Raw genomic sequence first — 16,262 nt, forward strand, 5'->3', positions numbered from 1 at the left:
TCGCCCGAGATTAGGACGGCCTTATGCCTGCCCTGCGATGGATAAAGGTTCCGGGTCAGCGTCGACGACGGTCGCCTCGATTACGCGCGTCGATCCATCGGTCGGGAACGGAACACTGTCGCCGGGCCAGACCGATCCATCGACGGAGAGCGCCATCGCCTTGCCGGCAAGATGCGCCGATTTGTCGATCATGATCCGAAGGCTGCCCCCGGGGCGGCGGAGAGTGATCTCGACCCGGTCCCACCCTGATGGCCAACAGGATGGCCCGATCCGCACCTGCCCGCCGGTCAGGCCGATTCCCAGGACATGTTCCACGGCCAGCCGCCATGTCCAAGCCGCTGCGCCAGTGTACCAGCTCCAGCCACCGCGGCCGAGATGTGGGGCAATGCCTGCGACGTCGGCGGAAAGTACATAAGGCTCTGTCCGGTAACGGCGCACATCGTTGGCTGTCATAGTTTGGCAAATCGGGTTGATGCGACGGAACACTTCCATTGCTCCGTCGCCGTCGCCGGCTTGCGCCAGCGCGATGCCAAGCCAGGCCGCTGCATGCGTATATTGACCGCCATTTTCACGAATGCCTGGTGGATAGGCCTTGATATAACCGGGATCGCGCGGCGTAGCGTCGAATGGCGGGTCGAGCAGCCGAACGATTCGGTCGTCTGCTTTGACCAGATATTGGCGCGCCGACGCGAGCGCGCGGCGCACGCGGTCGGAATTTCCGGCACCCGACAGCTGCGCCCAGGATTGGGCGATCGAATCGATCCGGCATTCGCCATCGGCACTCGATCCCCATGGCCGGCCGTCGTCGTCAAACGCTCGAACATACCAGTCGCCGTCCCATGCATTCGCTTCCAGGGCCTCGGCCAACACGGCCGTACGCCTGCGCCATCGTTCGGTGAGTTGGGCTCGTTCGGGCCCCTTGCAGAGCGGCAGGAAGATGTTGGCGGTAGCGATCAGGAACCAGCCGAGCCAGACGCTCTCGCCGCGCCCCTCGGCCCCGATGCGGTTCATGCCGTCGTTCCAGTCTCCAGCGCCGATCAGCGGCAGGCCATGCCGACCGAGTGCATGGGCGCGCTCCAGTGCGCGCTCGCAATGGTGGAAGAGCGAACGGGTCTCGCCCACGGCAAACGTCGCATAGCGATCATCCTCGTCGTCGGCGAGCGGCGGGGCGCGAAGATAGGAAACCTGCTCGTCGAGAATAGCCTCGTCGCCCGATGCTGCAACATAGGTGCCAACGGCGAACGGCAGCCACAGCAGGTCGTCCGAGCATCGTGTTCTTACGCCAGCGTCGCCGGGCGGGTGCCACCAATGCAGGACGTCCCCTTCTTCGAACTGGTGTCGTGCGGCCTCGAGGATATGCGCCCGCACAAGCGCCGGATCCGCATGCAGCAGCGCCATGACGTCCTGGAGCTGATCGCGAAAGCCGAACGCTCCGCCAGCCTGATAGAAACCGGCGCGTGCCCAGAGGCGCCCGCTGATTGCCTGGTAGGGAAGCCAGCGGTTGACCAGTATGTCGAATGCAGAATCGGGCGTGGATATGCTGACCGCCCCAAGTCGCTGCTCCCACGCGGCGAGGCATTGCTGATAGGCATGCTCGACCACCGCCGGATCCTGCCAATGTGTTGCCAGTTGTGCCGTCCGCGCATGGTCGTCGCCCTGACCAAGAATGAAGACGACCTCTATCTCTGCATCGGGAGCAATTTCGAGATGTACCTGATAAGCCGCGCAGCAATCGTCCGCAGCGGCGCGAAGCCGTCCACCCAAATCCCAGTTCCGCAGTGCCGCGGGAAGCTCTCCCTGCCAGTTCGCTCCGAGGAAATCCGAGCGGGAACTGCTCAGGCTATGTGGCGGCAAGGTTGCGGTGAGGAATGCGACACGGTCGCGAAACGGCTCCGACCATGGGTTTACCGCAATCAACGTGCGGATCGCCGTATCGAAGTCGGCCACCCTCAGCGGCGCGGCCTCGTTGCGCGCGGTGCCAAGCAGCCATTCGGCATAATAGGTCGCGGTAATGCGGCGCGACCGCGGGCGCAGATTGCGCAACCGCAGCCGGACGAGCTTCACCGGATCGTCTGGAGCAACGAAGACCAGCATGTCCTGGGCGAGCCCCTCGCTCGACCGCTCCCAGCGGCTATATCCGGTTCCGTGGGTTATCCGGCAGGCGGTATCATCGCCTGCGGGTTGCGGCGATACCGTCCAGAGGTGCGCATTCTCTTCGTCGCGAAGGAAAACGGCTTCGCCCTGCGGATCGCGGACCGGATCGTTGCTCCATGGCGTCAATCGATTCTCGCCCGAATTCAGCGCCCAGCTGAAGCCGAGGCCGGCCTCGGTAACGATCGTTCCGAAACTATCGTTCGCGAGAATGTTGGACCATGGCGCCGGCGTCGTTTCGCCAGGCTCGAGATGGATGACATAGGCCGCGCCATCGGCGGTAAACCCACCGATACCATTGTCGTGGAGCCGATCCTTGGGGCGCGCAAGATCAACTGTCTGCGGATCTTCTTGGGGCGGCGAGCCGATCGGCGCGAACTGCGGACTGACATGTGGAATAACGCGAGACTGTTCAATGACTTCGTGGATCGAGCCAGCCGCTTCGTCTAGGGTCAGGCGGGCTGCGTGTTCCACCGCGTGCAGAGCATGCGACTCGGCGTGGCCTGTCGCCACCAGGTGAACGCCACCTCGCTGGCCCAGCAACTCCTGGACGCCGGCGTCGCGAAGCACCGTCATCAACTGGTCGCGGACAGGCTCGATATACCCAGCGGCACCGCCGTGGATGACAACAAGGTCGATGGGAACCCCGCGGAGACGACATAGCTTCTGAGCAGCCAGTGCCAGGCGGAGAATCGTTGCTCCTTGCCCGTCTTCTTCGCGGAGCAGCAGGATCGGCTCATCACCCGAAATACCGAGCGACCAGAGCTCCCTCCGGCCGGATCCGAGCGGGCCATGAAGCGGATCGGGCGCCCGATGCATATCCTGACCGGCCATATGAGCAAGCAGCATATGCGCGTCGGGCACCGTTTCGGGGGTCAGACCCAGTTCGTACATCGCCCGTGCGACGTGTCCCACCGCATCATTCATCGCCCATTGGAGCGCGGCCAGCGTGGTGTAGCGCTCGGCAATTTCCAGCGCGGTTGCGCGCGATGCGGCGGCGACGGTGATGAAGGCAATTTCCCGTCGTTCTCCGGGCGCAAGGTCGATGGCGAAACGCAATGCCATTACCGGGTCCAGCGTCCAGCCGGTGGAACCGCCAAGCGCCTCCACCCGCATTGCCGCCGGGGCGGCTGCGCGGCCGTGCCGGCCAAGGAAAACCGCCCTGTCTGCCTCCAGGCTGACCAGACCCAGACCAAGATCGTCGCCGATCACCCGATGGATGAGGACAGGCAGGTGTTGATCGGGAGACCGCGGGCGACGCGTGAACAGAAGACCATCACCTGTCACCAAGGGCTCACTATGCACGAACAACTTGCTGAATGCCGGATGGCGCGCAGCATCTCTTGGCGCCGCCAACACGATTTCGGCATAGCTGGTTAGATCGATTGTCCGTGGACGGTTGCCCTCATTGACAAGCGCGACGCGTCGAATTTCGACATCGTCACCATGAATGACCCCAAATTCCGTCGCGACGGCAATGTCATGCTGATGCAGATGGCATTCGATCCGATCCGCGTGCAGCGTGATCCTGCTTTTGTCGTGTGGGGACCGCATCGGCGCGCCATCCCAGACGTCCCCGGTCACCGTGTCGCGCATCATGAGCCAAGGGCCCGGCACAGCAGCCGTCAAGGCGCAATCCTGCCAGTGCAGCGAACATCCGCCGGGGCCGAACCGCGATGTCATGCGACCATTACCTATGACATGCAGGACGGAAGCGTCGCCGCTTCTGGGCTCCCAGGGATGAAGAGTCGGGATCGCCACCACGTCGGACGGAGCAGCTTCCCACACGGCGCGACGCGCCAGTTCCGGAGGGAGTTCCCAGGGAATGCGCTCGTTGAGAAGGAGGTCGACAGTTCGGACGTGCGGGTCTGCGTGAAACAAGCGGACGTGCATATCGTCGCACAGTACATTGCCGATCGCGGCGAGACTCATCCCGTGATGGTGCACCATATAGGATCGGACGATCGCGGGCTTCCCCTTCTCAACCATGCGCCCCGGCGTGAAATCGATGGCTTCGTAGAAGCCGTAACGCCCGATCATCCCTAGTTCCGCCAGCGTGCGCAGGTTGCGGATCGCGGCGCGGGTACGCACGGGAAGCGCAAGGGCCGAAGCATATGGCGCGATGACCAGATCCTTTTCGAGTCCCCGTCGCAAGCCCAGCCCCGGCACTCCGAAAGCATGATAACGATAGGCACGATCGGGACCCAGCGAGGCATAAGCCGATTCGGATATGCCCCAGGGAATGCCATGGGCTCGCGCATAAGCTCTTTGGAGGTCGACTGCCGTCCGGTCGCTCTGTCCCAGCAGAGTGCCGGGATCGCTGCGGAGGAATATGTCGGGCATGAGATACTCGAACATCGAGCCGTTCCAGGAAACGAGAGCCAGGCCCGCGTCCTTCTTGGTGATCGGCCTTCCCAGAAAGAACCAATGCTCGAATGGGATATCGCCTTTGGCGATCGCGAAGAAACTCGCCAGCCGCGCCTCGCTCGCCAGCAAATCATAGTGGTGCTGGTCGATACGATCCGAACTCACATTATAACCGATGTGAAACAGGCGGCTATGTTCGTCGAAGAGGAATCCGAATTCCATCGCGTGCGCCATGCTCGCGGCGCGGTCGGCAAGCGTCTGGAGGAGCGCGTGCAACTCTCCTGCGGCTGCGGCCCCCGCTTCTAGCACCGCTACGAGATCATCGTCCCAACTTGATCTTTGAAATTGCGGCGCGGTGTTGCGCCCCGCCGCACCACCTGCCGATCTGCAACATGCTGCGAGATCGGCAAGTGGTGCGGCCGCCAATTGGCGCGCCAATGCGGCGGCCCAGGATGCCCGGTTTACCGGCGCCGCATCTATCATCGCGAGCCAGGGTCTTGCGATCTCATCCTCGCGCTTCAAACTGCGCAGATGATGATCGAGGCGTTCGATCCAGAGCTGCACCTCACCCCATGCCCCCGGCGCGAGCCGGCTCGTTCCGATCAGCTCCGGAATCATCGCTTGCAGCGTGGGCAAATCCTGATCGCGCAGTTGATCAAGGACATGTCGGCGAGCCAACTCGTCCGCAGGTATCGCCAAGACGGCCGACCGCATCCGTTCCACACTCGCCCGGCAACGGCCCTCAGGGTCGAGTCCTTCCGCGCAGAGAGATTCTCCCAGCAGCATCAGTTCGTCCACAAGACCCGCGAAGCTCTGGCGATCACCGATCGGCCCACACTGTGCTTCGCGGCAGGCCTGCGACATCACGACCAGGCTAACCGCCAGGTTGCCGCTGTCGACGCTTGAAACGTAACGGGGCTCCAGCGGCTGGAGCGTTCGCGTATCATACCAGTTCAGCATATGACCACGATAGAGTTCGAGCCGATCGAGAGCGTCGAGTGCGTTGCGCAGCCGGGTTGCGAACTCGCGAAGGCTGATATGGCCCAGCCTCCAGGCGGTCGCCGCCGCGAGCAGCATCACGCCGACATTGGTGGGCGACGTTCGGTGGGCGACTTCCTCGTTGGGAGGCTCCTGATAATTGTCGGGCGGTAGCCAATTATCCTCGGGGCGTACGAATGTTTCGAAATAAAGCCAGGTGCGGCGCGCGATTCTGCGCAGGAACAGCCGGTCAGCTTCGGCCACCTCTTCCGATGATGAGCGCAGCGGGCGAGTGATGTGCGCGGCAATTTCGGGCGCAAGGAACCACAGCAGCAGCAATGGCGCGGCGATCGGCAGTGCTGCGGGCCTGAACAGTGCCAGTGCCGGAGTGGCGACAAACGAAAATGCCGGTGATGTCCACATCTCCCGCCACGCGGTGCGGCGTGGAGCATGGCCCGCATATTGATCCGAAACGTGCGCCGCCGACGTCCATTCGAGGAGGCGGGAGCGGGTTCCGAGCCGCCACAAGGTCGTGGCGATCGCGTGAGTGGCAATGGTCGCCTCGTGCACGAGGAAGCTGATGGCCAATAACCATCGGCCGAGATGATCGACAAGGCGGTGGCCCAGGTTCTGGAGGACACCGCGCCGGCGGCCGACCGCCAAGCCTGTCACAAGATCGGTGAAGAGATACGCGCCCGGCGCCGCAATCGCGAGCAGCGTCCACACCACCGCATTGCCCGGAAGAAAGAACCAGCCCCCAACCAAAAGCAGAATGATGCTCGTCGGAATGACGCTGCGACGAAGATTATCGAAGATCTTCAGCCGATCGAACCACCCCAGGCGGTTGGTAATCCATTTGTCCGCCCCGCCGGGTACGAACGGCAGCAACCAAGGCAGGATCTGCCAGTCGCCACGAACCCAGCGATGCCAGCGCCGCGCATAATCAAGATAGCCGCTCGGAAACCCTTCAAAAATGATGATGTCGCTGGCGAGACCGGCCCGACCGTGAAGGCCTTCGAACAGGTCGTGGCTGAGGAGCCTGTTTTCGGGGATCCGCCCCTCCAGGCTGCGGGTGAAGGCCGCAACGTCGTAGATGCCCTTGCCGACGAAAATGCCGGTGCCGAGAAGATCCTGATAGACGTCGGAGACGGCGCGTGAATAAATGTCGATGGCCGTATCGCCGCCGAAAAAGCGCGTGAACAGCGAGCGCGTCTCGATATCCGGCGCGATTTCGACACGAGGCTGAAGGATCGTGTAGCCGCTCGTCACACGATGGCCGGTTGAATCGAACCGAGCCCGATTGAGGGGATGCGCGAGTGTTCCTACCAATCGGTTGACGACACCCGGCGGCAATCGCGTATCGGCGTCAGCGGTTACGACGAAACGGACGTTTCGAAGCTCGCTGGTCGTGCCTTCGATGATGGAAAATGGGCTGTAATCGCCGGCCAGCACCAACATGTTGAACTGCTCGAGTTTGCCCCGCTTGCGTTCCCAACCCATCCAGCAGCCTTGCACAGGGTTATGGAGTCTCGGGCGGTGGAGCAGGCAGAACGGTTCGCGCGTCGCCCCACCATATTTCGCATTGAGCACCTTCACGCCCTCAACCAGCGCGCGGACAACTGCGGGGTCGCCGTCGGTCGTCTTGCGATTGGAGTCTACGAAGTCGCTCAGCAGGACAAAATGCAGAGAGGGATCGGGATTGGACAGAAAATGGCTTTCGAGCCGCAGCAATATCCTGGTCGCATCCGCGGGGTGCGCCACGATGACCGGCATCACCACCGCTGTCTCGCTGCCGGCAGCAATGCCATTTTCGAAGTCGAGCTTGGGCAGCACCTTGGGTGGTACCAATCGTGTCACGAGCCAATTAACGATCGTCACGCTCAGAATGGACGCCGGCAGTGCGCTCAATGCCATGCCCAGAATCCAAACGCCAAAGGACGCGCCGGCAGCTGCGAGATATAAAGCGGGTATCACGAGGCCGGCCAGGCCCGCCAGGCTCAGCGCCGCCACATAAAGCATTTCCGGCTGGCGCACCAATTTGCGGCCAAGCACTTCCATCGCAAACGGGCGCGACTGGATTGAATCCTCGAACGCAATACGCCCTTCGCCGATCAACCAGTATCCGACATGGTTCCATGATGTCCCCGCCGCCTTGCGCGCATATGCGACGGCCCGATCTGCGACGTCCCATTCTGTGAGATGCGAGCGCTGGGACAAGATTTCGACGGTGCGCCGATATCTGTCGCGGGTCTCAAAATCCATTCTGCCATAGACGTCGGCAGGATCGTGGCGCAGGATCATTTCGACTCGATTGGTTTGATCGAAGAAATCCTTCCATTGAATAGAGGCGATCAAACCCAGATTGGCGATGGCCCGGGCAACACATTCGTTCGGGTCAGTGGCATCGCAAAGCGTAGATGCAGCGCCCGCTGCGAACGGCACTGGAACGTCCGGGAACAGCCGACCGAACGCCGTGACCAGTAGTTCGAGACACGCAATTCTCAACATGATCGGGAGCGCCCAAAGCTCCGCAATCCTTAATGGGATCTGTTCCTGATAGGCGTCGAAAAAACGAATCGTGGAGCGAAACGATAGCTGCAGGCGAGACGTTTCGAGCAGAGCATGTGCGAGGATATAGATGCGCGGAGGAGAATCTTCCTGCGCAGCGATGGCCGGCAAGCGCGCATAGAATCCGCGAGAAAGATCTTCATCGATCTGAAGGATCGCCCGCTGGATCTGAAAATCATTGTCGAGCAGCCATTCGGCAGCGGATGCGTTCGACGGATCCGCCCGGGTCGCCGCCGTCAGCGCACGATCGATCCACGATTTCGTTCCTTCGATATGGAGCCAGGCGTCTATCGGCACCGAACGTCGAATGAGTCCGGCATTCTGGTGCCGGGTTGCCAAATCCTGCGCGGCCGATGCGATAGAGTCCGTTCCGAATTCCACTGGCGACGTCATGCCGAAGCGAACATTGGCAGACGAAGATCTTGAGGATGCTGCAGCACGGCTGAATGATCGGAGTTGAACGCCGTCGGAACCACCAACAACGGAACCGTGGCATGCGTCATCAGATAGCCGGCGACGCTGCCATAGGACATTTCCGTGTTGGCCAGCAGACCATGACCTCGGGCGGACAGGATGACGAGGTCGGCGGCCTCTGTCCGGATGAGTTGTTCGAGAGTTGATCGGACATCGTCGCCTTGCGCCACAACGGTCCTGACAGAGATGTCGAGGTCGGCGACCGCTCTGTGCAACTGGTCGAGATATATCCGCGCAGTGCGGATGTTGCGATCGAGCACGCTCTGCCGCAATGTAAGGTCCGCAGTATCAAATGGACCGGTTTCGGTAAATTCGGGTGAAGGAATCACGTGCGCGAGCACCAGTTGCGCCCCACTTTGCTTGGCAAGCCGGACCGCCAACGGCAGCGCGCTGGCGGCCCAGGGCGAGCCGTCGACAGGCACGAGGATTCGCCGATAGCCGTTCAAGGGTGCTTCTGCCGCCAACGCGGGCACGAGCATGATCGAACTTGGGGCTGCATGCAGCAGATTGTGAACCGTGCTGCCGATCCCTCGACATCTGGAGGAATCTTGCTCCTGTAGCCCCATCACGAGGAGCCCGTCGGGATGATCGAGTATGACGCGCCGGATTTCATCGACGGCCGCACCATCCGCCAGTTCGATGTCGGCTCGCCCCATCGATGGATCGCGCGGGATCGCCAGGCACGCGAGTGAGCGTCGCGCCTCGTGACGCCGCATATCCCATTCGATGGGGTCGGGGCGTGCCGGCGCTCGTTCACCCTCAAGAACCTGCAGCAACGTCACCGGAGCATCGAGCGCCTTGGCGAGCGCGAAGGCATGCGGCACGATCCCGTCCGCTTGCGCCGGATGCGCGATACAGGCTGTCACCCGCCCGGTTGCTCTTCCGGGCTCGATGTGGTGGTTCCCTGTTCCTGCCGACATCTTATCTCTCCTATGCGTGAAACACGGTTGCCGTGATTGATGCTCTTGGCGCAGAAACGACTGCCTGCGACCCATCGGGCGTGCGCTGAGTCGGCGGGCATGATGTTGTGGCGCAAGGAAGCAGGCTATTCGTGTTATTACGGAACCCTGGCGGCAGGATATGACTCTTCTCGCCACGCCGAATCCCGTGTCGGAAGGCAGAACAGGTGATCGTGCCCGGTGGCGAGCCCGCGTGACATAGCCGGACAATCGTACGCGGCGATAGTTTGACGACCATCACCACCCCAGTTTCGCCGGATTGCCCAAGCGGGGCGGCGCCATCAGGCTGATCTGTACATAATTACTCTCCCGGGATCGGTTGCCCGAAGAATTATCGATCTCCATATTGCGCCCAATCTTATCGATGACCGGCATGAATATTTCTGGGCGTTCGCAACATTCCTGCCATTGGGCACCATATCATCAACTTTGGCGCAGCTGAGCCTCGATCAGCGGCGTCCGTCACATCCAGGCCGATCAGGCCCCTCAGGAGGCTGCCTCATAAAGAATATCTCATTCGACGAAGCGTACGAACTAGCTGGCCCGCGATGGACCGGGATCCGGAATCCGTACATCGACATTGTCACTTAGAAGTGCCACGGCTATCGATCTTAGAAGTGCGGTCTTTTCGTACGGCTTTTCTATAGAGTCGAAGGCGCCTAACTTTAATGAATTTGCAGAAAGACCGGAATCCGTATGACCGGCGAGCATGATCACAGGCATCGGTGATCCCATTTTCTTCAGCTCGCGCAGTACGTCCATTCCGCTCAAGCGTGGCATACGCATATCGAGCAGAATGCAACCTCGCCAGTCGGCAGAAAAGCCTTGGAGAAACGCGTCTCCTGATTCCCACGAAAATGAGCTGAAACCTACACCCTTCAGAAGAAATGCGACTGAACGGCGGACGGCAGGTTCGTCGTCGACGATATGCACAAAAGTTCCGTCGATGGGCACTTCAAGCCGACTCGCCGAGCCCAAAATCTTGATTAAGGCGATCCACGGTTAACAACCTTATTTTTCTCTTCCTTTAGAAATAGGCGCAACATCCGAACTTGATCGGGGTTGGTCGCTGTTTTAATGAGATCTTCGAACCGCTTTATATTTTCGTGACAGACATTGTCTTTCACGACCGCGCGCCCCGTACTCGGGACAAAGATCGACGTGAGCGAACTGAAATTAAGTATAACATAGATCACGGGGAAGGACCTAAAATTTTCTACAGCCGCAAAAAAGCGTTGGTCGTTTTGAGTTCCTTCCGCGGCGGATTTGATGAAGTTTTCGCGACGCTGCGGAACGCCGTGCATCATCAGAAATTCTACGAATTTGCCCTCGGCGTGATTACCAGAACAGGAAGGAGACGAATGGGGTAAAGTCTGATCTATTCCGATGGGTTCCGCTGCTACGCGACCCCAAGCGATCGTTATGACGAAGGCTTGGCGAGTTGGGACCGTAGAGGACAACTGTGATCCATGCTCTGATCATCGAAGATAATATGATTGTGAGTTGCGCGATCGAGCACCGGCTAGCCGACGCCGATACATGTCCTTCGATTATGCCTGGACGGAACAGCAAGCCGTGAATCTCGCCCAGATCCGCTTTTCTGACCTCATCGTGGTGGGTGACGATTTGGAAAAGGGATCCAGTTTAACCGCGGCCGTCATGATCAGCCGGGACCGCGACGTGGCGATCCTGCGAACAGCCTACAAGCATTTCCGCGTTTTCTTTTTACCTTATACGAGCACCTCACGATGAGGTGGCAGTCAGCGCCGCCTGCGCCAGCGCAGGAGATCGCGATAGCCGCTATCGACCATGGCTCGGCTATCGCGAACGAGCCGAATGGTGGAGTCGCGGAGCGCCGATGTTTTCCAGGAATCGGAGGCAACGCGGGACACGCCGAACATCACTTCCGCGATTTCCCGGTAAGTGGCTCGACAGGTCCGTCCGTCGAACGCCCGCAGCATGCGACGGAGGCGCTGCCGCCGCTGAGGCGTTGCGCGTAAGTCGGCGGGTGGGGGCGGCGCGCGGAGCCCGGCCCAAAGGCGCGAGATGGCCTCGATCCGGTCGGGTGTATCATTGTTCAGCGGGACGATTGCGGCCAGTGGCTGGTCCGGGCAAATGGCGCCGAGCAGCACGAGATGGACAGCGTCGGGGCCATTGCCGTGAATTGCATGGAGTTCGTGCCCGCTGCGGCGTGTCGCGCTCGGGGCAAGCGCGGGCAGGGGGGCAATGGCCGCGCCCAGGGACGGGGATGCGATCAGCATGACCTTTCCAAGGTCGGCTTCGATCGTCCAGTGAACCGGCTCCTCGATCGCGTTGAGACCCGGATGAGCCGGGAAATCGCAACCCCCAGCGCAGGCGGAACGACGTGGTCGCCTGCTCGGAGTTATCCATCTTTTTCAAGGCTGCTGCGTAATCTCGCTGATAGTCGGCGTTGCGGCGCAGGCACTCCCACGCCAGGTCGGGAATGCCGAGATCGTCAAAATAGTCGTAGCTGGTCGAAACTCGCCACTGCGATGGGTCCGGCGCCATCGATTGCCTCCTGGCTCATGGTCATGTATCCAGGTCGGAGAGGATTCCCGGTTGGGCCGGATCAGAGAAGACCCCCGAAAAGCGCCACGTGATCACTTCAGTGCATCGCGAACGCGCTCAGTGATGGGCTCGCATGAGCAGGTCACGATAGCCATGCTCTGTCATCCACCGCGCGCGCAGGAGATGATTTTCATGGACGTGCCGGGCGCGGTCGGGATCATGGCAAGGGTCAAGGCCGAACAAAATGGCGACGGCTTCCTGCCAATCGGCGCCATCGGCATCGGCGTCGAGGAGGCGCAAGTAGAGCTTCACATGCTGGATGTCATAGTCGGTGAGCGTCGCGCTTTGCGGCGGTTCGTCGAGAAAATCGGACGCGGTCACGACGGGTTCCCCGGCGCGCCAATGGCGAGAGCGATACGGTTCCGCGTCGGTTTCAACGAAGTTTTGAACCGTCGTAAGCTGCAAAAACGGGCATCGCGTGATGCGGCGGACGTATCGATACGCACCACACAGTCATTCTTCGTCGGCGGTCTGCCGTTCAGTCCGTTCAAAAAACGCGACCGGATCAATGTCGAGGACGATGGCGAGCTTTTCCAGCATGTCGATCGTCGCGGCATGCTGTTCCCGCTCAAGCATACCGACATAGTTGCGATTGATCTCGGCACGGTCAGCAAGTTCCTCCTGCGACAGGCCCCTGGCGTGTCTCAGTCGACGCAAATTTCTGGCGACGATCTCGCGCAATCTCATGCGGAGAGGTCGCCGTTTCCCCTAATATACTACCACCTAGTAAACTAGTGATTCGGACATGAGAAAAGGCGTGGAGTCGTTTTTCCGCGACGATCGGAAGCTTCCGGCTGGCTCACGGGCTGGTTTCCCAGAGGGGCGACGCCCCGCCCGACGATGCGGGTGGGGCGTCTGGTGGGCGGCTCAGTCGCCGTTGCGGCGGCTGGGCCGGGACCAGATGAGGCTGTAGCCGTCGCCGTCCTCGTCGTCGAAAAGGTTGGCATAGATCGGGGCGGTGAAGCTCGGGGCGTCCAGCTTCAGGCCGAGATAATCGCGGCCCTCGTTGGAGCGCTTGGACCAGGCGGCGCCGATTTCGGCTCGGCCCACGAAGACGCGGTGGCTGGGGGCATTCTCTCCGTTGGCGCGGGCTTCGGGGACGATGCGGACGTTCTTGGTCTGGACGTTGAGGGTGACGATTTCGCCGGTGAACTCGTTCGAGCCGGTCTTTTTGAAGGTGCCGATGGTCGCCATGGGAAGTCTCCTTGATCATAGTCTTTCGAGCCCGCACCATCGCGGCCTCGATGGTGATCGACCGGCCGGAGGCGATCGACGGCGCACCCGCTGGGCTTCAGACAGCAGAGGAGGGACTTTCTTGTCCCGCGCGGAATGACGGCGCAGCCGGCAGGGGAAGAAAGTATTGACGGCGCTGTTGCGCCATAGGCGATCGAGGCGAAGCCGCCCTTCGGCCAGATACACCCATCGAAGAGGCCGTTTTGGAGCGGTCGACCGGACGGAACCGATCAATGGTGACAATGACGGGCCCCTTGGTGGCCGACGGCGGCGCGGCGCTGTGACCGGCGCCTTTTGTCTCCCGGTCCTGATCGCAACGCTCGCCTGCGTTCCCGCACCACATAGTGAGCCGCTCCCATACCAACATCGTGGCCGGGTCATCAGCCCGCTGCCGGGGGGGCGCTCAATCGGTCGACGCTTTTGGGCCCGCATCTGTCGGCCCGTCGCCACGTCGATTCTTGGCTATTCCGAAGGCGATGCGAAAGACCGCCTCGATACGGCCTCTCGCTGGCCGCTACATTGCCCTGCGGACGTCAGCCTCGAACGAGATTCTGCCCTGTTCGGGCGGGCTCCGCTCCGGCAATCCGAGCCCACGCCGTCGCGCCGATGGCGATGGCGCCGACCACGGAGAAAATGATCTGCTAGGTCTCTGAAGGCATGGCGTGCTTCGCGATGCCGTGAATGGCATGGTAGCCGGCAATCGCCGCCGGTGCCGCGAAAACAAGGCCGATAGCCAACCGGAGCCAGACCGGGCGCACGAAGGCGAAGAGGAACTGGGCGATGCCGAGCATCAACCCGGCAGCGAGAAGCCCGATGAAGCTGCTGCCGGGCCAGCCTGCGCCAGTGCCATAGGCCCACGTGCCGACGGTTATGCCTGCGAACAAGGGCAGCGCGTAGACTGCAAGGGTGAAGAGCAGCCAGCAGACAACGCCGATGGCTGTGACGCTCAAGAGAATTCCGAGTACCATAGTGGTGTGCTCCGTCAGATGAAGGTCAACGGTCGCGCCTTCCACCACCACCACGGCGCACTGACGAGTATAGCCGAAATTGAGTGATGACGGCCGCGGAAATCTGGAGAGGAATTCCGCGGCCGCTCGGTGCGGCCGGCGCCTCTTCAGGGCTGGAAGAGGTCGAATTGCGTGATCGCGGACTTCCGTGCCTGCGATCGAAACGGGAGGCTTCCCCAAACGGGGAATTGTGGGAGTCCGCGCCGACCGCTTCGCGCCCGAATTTCGGTCGTTCAGCCTGGGTAAGCGCGATCCCGAAACCTGCCATTCGTTCACTCAGCTCTGAGTGCCGATCGGAACGACCGACATGGGGACAGGCCGTGTAAAAACGCATTCACGCTCAGTTGTGGGGGCTTGCCGGGACTGCCGATTGGCCGAGTGCGCGTTGCCCCTCAGGTCTTGATGGCTGCGATCAACGGCTGGACGCCGAAGGTGGAGATCATTCTTTTGAGATTATAGGCGAGGATGTGGAGGCTGGTCTCGGTTCCGACGTGCTTGAGCGTTTTCATGAGGAAGTGCGTCGACCCCATCCAGGTTTTGAGCGTACCAAACGGGTGTTCTACGGTTTGTCGACGGATCCGCATTGCATCCGGCCTGCGATCGAGGCGCCGGCCCATCACTTCGACGACCGCCTCATGTTCCCATCGTTTGATCCGGCGCTCCTTACCGGTCGTGCACTGGTCATGGAGAGCACATGCCTGGCAGTTCGAACTCCAGTAACTGTGGAGCGTCATGTCGGCCTCGACCGAGGTGAAGCGATAGATAAGTCGCTCACCGACGGGGCATCGATAGACGTCCTCCTGCTCCAGATAGACGAAATCCTGTTTGCCGAAGCGGCCGCGAGCTTTGGCACCTGACGTCAGCGGTCTGGGGACGAAGGCAGTAACCCCGATACCTTCGCAGGTTCGGATTTCTTCACCTTTGAAATAGCCTTTGTCGGCGATGGCATCGAGGGCTTCGACACCCAAGGCGTCCTTGGCTTTCGCCGCCATCGTAGAGAGTTGGCCACGGTCGTTGCCGATATTGATTACCTCGTGCGCGACAATCAGGTGATGCTGAGTATCGACGGCGACTTGGAGATTATAGCCAACCAAACTCGTACCACGGCCTGCGGTCGCCATTGCGCGTGCATCAGGATCGGTCAATGACACTTGCTGATCGGGCGCGAGCCGGACTTCCTCTTCACGCGCCTCAAGTGCGCATATCTGATCTCGCAATCTTGCGATCTTCTCTTTCAACCGCGCCGCTTTGGGCTCGGCAATATCGCTTTCTTCGCGATCGGCACGATCGAGCTCCTCAAGATATCGGTCGATGTTGTCCTGCACCTGCTTCATTCGCGACTGGACCTTGGCGGCTGTGAAGTTCTTGTCGCGATTATTCACCGCCTTCATCTTGCTGCTGTCGATCGCCACCACCGCGCGCGTGAACAGGCCCAACTGTCGGCACAAAACAATGAACTGGCTGCACACGGCCCGGATGGCGGGGCCATTGGCCTGACGGAAATTGGCGATCGTCTTGAAGTCGGGCGCCAGCCGCCCGGTCAGCCACATCAATTCGACGTTGCGCTGGGCCTCACGCTCAAGCTCGACTGGACCCGGTTCAGATACCCGTAAAGGTAGATCTTGAGCATCGTCGTCGGATGATAGGCTGGACGCCCCGTATCAGCTGGCGTCATTCCGGCAAACCCCAGCGCCTTCAAATGCAGCGCGTCGATGAAAGCCTCCATCGCCCGAACCGGATTGTCCTCCGACACATAATCATCAAGCGATGATGGCAGCAGATAATCCTGCCGGCGGTCTTCCCCGGGGCGTGAAGCGGGCGCTGATCCACGACCACATGGAGCATTGCATCGCCGACGCGGTCGCGGACGGCGGCATGGGCGCAGACCAGGCGCTGCGCGAATTCAAGACGCTTACCAAGTACCTTTGAAAGAACC

At 61.1% G+C, this 16,262-nt stretch carries 10 protein-coding genes and 3 pseudogenes; 2 read left to right on the forward strand and 11 right to left on the reverse strand.

Annotation, left to right across the window (positions count from 1 at the left end; genetic code table 11):
* Positions 1–21: 21 nt before the first annotated feature.
* The 4 genes from BLS13_RS19145 to BLS13_RS19160 form a co-directional block, all read right to left on the reverse strand.
* The gene (locus BLS13_RS19145) at positions 22–8,457 is read right to left on the reverse strand and encodes a GH36-type glycosyl hydrolase domain-containing protein (RefSeq protein WP_093454538.1); all 8,436 of its coding nucleotides are present in this window, start codon (positions 8,455–8,457) and stop codon (positions 22–24) included.
* Positions 8,454–9,533 carry a universal stress protein gene (locus tag BLS13_RS19150; RefSeq protein ID WP_093454539.1) on the reverse strand — a complete coding sequence of 360 codons (1,080 nt, stop codon included), beginning with the start codon at positions 9,531–9,533 and terminating at the stop codon, positions 8,454–8,456. Before BLS13_RS19150 ends, BLS13_RS19145 begins: the two co-directional genes overlap by 4 nt.
* A gap of 498 nt (positions 9,534–10,031) precedes the next feature.
* A complete protein-coding gene (locus BLS13_RS19155) occupies positions 10,032–10,430 on the reverse strand; it encodes a response regulator transcription factor (RefSeq protein ID WP_176943689.1) in 399 nt (132 codons plus the stop codon).
* A 53-nt stretch (positions 10,431–10,483) separates the two neighbouring features.
* On the reverse strand, positions 10,484–10,804 hold the full coding sequence (locus tag BLS13_RS19160; RefSeq protein ID WP_093454542.1) for a hypothetical protein: 321 nt from the start codon (positions 10,802–10,804) through the stop codon (positions 10,484–10,486).
* 232 nt (positions 10,805–11,036) lie between these two features.
* Here BLS13_RS19160 and BLS13_RS19165 point away from each other — a divergent pair, with 232 nt between their 5' ends.
* On the forward strand, positions 11,037–11,249 hold the full coding sequence (locus BLS13_RS19165; RefSeq protein ID WP_093454544.1) for a hypothetical protein: 213 nt from the start codon (positions 11,037–11,039) through the stop codon (positions 11,247–11,249).
* Between the two features lie 8 nt (positions 11,250–11,257).
* Here BLS13_RS19165 and BLS13_RS19170 read toward each other — a convergent pair whose 3' ends face one another.
* From BLS13_RS19170 to BLS13_RS19195, 7 genes and pseudogenes are all read right to left on the reverse strand, one after another.
* Entirely contained in the window at positions 11,258–11,758 is a 501-nt protein-coding gene (locus BLS13_RS19170; RefSeq protein ID WP_093454545.1) for a DUF2285 domain-containing protein, read from the reverse strand.
* Positions 11,759–11,840: 82 nt separating this feature from the next.
* Positions 11,841–12,026: pseudogene (locus BLS13_RS21280) on the reverse strand (transcriptional regulator domain-containing protein); the annotation flags it as partial.
* Positions 12,027–12,143: 117 nt separating this feature from the next.
* The gene (locus BLS13_RS19175; RefSeq protein WP_093454568.1) at positions 12,144–12,407 is read right to left on the reverse strand and encodes a DNA -binding domain-containing protein; all 264 of its coding nucleotides are present in this window, start codon (positions 12,405–12,407) and stop codon (positions 12,144–12,146) included.
* 132 nt (positions 12,408–12,539) lie between these two features.
* Positions 12,540–12,773 carry a helix-turn-helix domain-containing protein gene (locus BLS13_RS19180; protein WP_093454547.1) on the reverse strand — a complete coding sequence of 78 codons (234 nt, stop codon included), beginning with the start codon at positions 12,771–12,773 and terminating at the stop codon, positions 12,540–12,542.
* A gap of 180 nt (positions 12,774–12,953) precedes the next feature.
* Entirely contained in the window at positions 12,954–13,280 is a 327-nt protein-coding gene (locus tag BLS13_RS19185; RefSeq protein ID WP_093454548.1) for a DUF736 domain-containing protein, read from the reverse strand.
* Positions 13,281–13,852: 572 nt separating this feature from the next.
* Positions 13,853–14,287 (reverse strand): annotated as a pseudogene (locus BLS13_RS19190) (hypothetical protein).
* Between the two features lie 431 nt (positions 14,288–14,718).
* Positions 14,719–16,106: pseudogene (locus tag BLS13_RS19195) on the reverse strand (IS1182 family transposase).
* Between BLS13_RS19195 and BLS13_RS19200 the strand changes: the two are divergent.
* On the forward strand, positions 16,094–16,255 hold the full coding sequence (locus tag BLS13_RS19200) for a metal-sensitive transcriptional regulator (RefSeq protein ID WP_176943690.1): 162 nt from the start codon (positions 16,094–16,096) through the stop codon (positions 16,253–16,255). The pseudogene BLS13_RS19195 and the gene BLS13_RS19200 sit on opposite strands and share 13 nt — an antisense overlap.
* Positions 16,256–16,262: the final 7 nt, after the last annotated feature.

Source organism: Sphingomonas sp. YR710 (assembly GCF_900101455.1).
Classification (GTDB): domain Bacteria; phylum Pseudomonadota; class Alphaproteobacteria; order Sphingomonadales; family Sphingomonadaceae; genus Rhizorhabdus.

Excerpts from the sequence above, each read along its gene's own strand:
- BLS13_RS19145 (WP_093454538.1), bottom strand. The coding sequence starts at position 8,457 with ATGACGTCGCCAGTGGAATTCGGAACGGACTCTATCGCATCGGCCGCG.
- BLS13_RS19150 (WP_093454539.1), bottom strand. The coding sequence starts at position 9,533 with ATGGGTCGCAGGCAGTCGTTTCTGCGCCAAGAGCATCAATCACGGCAA.
- BLS13_RS19160 (WP_093454542.1), bottom strand. The coding sequence starts at position 10,804 with ATGATGCACGGCGTTCCGCAGCGTCGCGAAAACTTCATCAAATCCGCC.
- BLS13_RS19165 (WP_093454544.1), top strand. The coding sequence starts at position 11,037 with ATGTCCTTCGATTATGCCTGGACGGAACAGCAAGCCGTGAATCTCGCC.
- BLS13_RS19170 (WP_093454545.1), bottom strand. The coding sequence starts at position 11,758 with ATGCTGATCGCATCCCCGTCCCTGGGCGCGGCCATTGCCCCCCTGCCC.
- BLS13_RS19180 (WP_093454547.1), bottom strand. The coding sequence starts at position 12,773 with ATGAGATTGCGCGAGATCGTCGCCAGAAATTTGCGTCGACTGAGACAC.
- BLS13_RS19185 (WP_093454548.1), bottom strand. The coding sequence starts at position 13,280 with ATGGCGACCATCGGCACCTTCAAAAAGACCGGCTCGAACGAGTTCACC.
- BLS13_RS19200 (WP_176943690.1), top strand. The coding sequence starts at position 16,094 with ATGATGGCAGCAGATAATCCTGCCGGCGGTCTTCCCCGGGGCGTGAAG.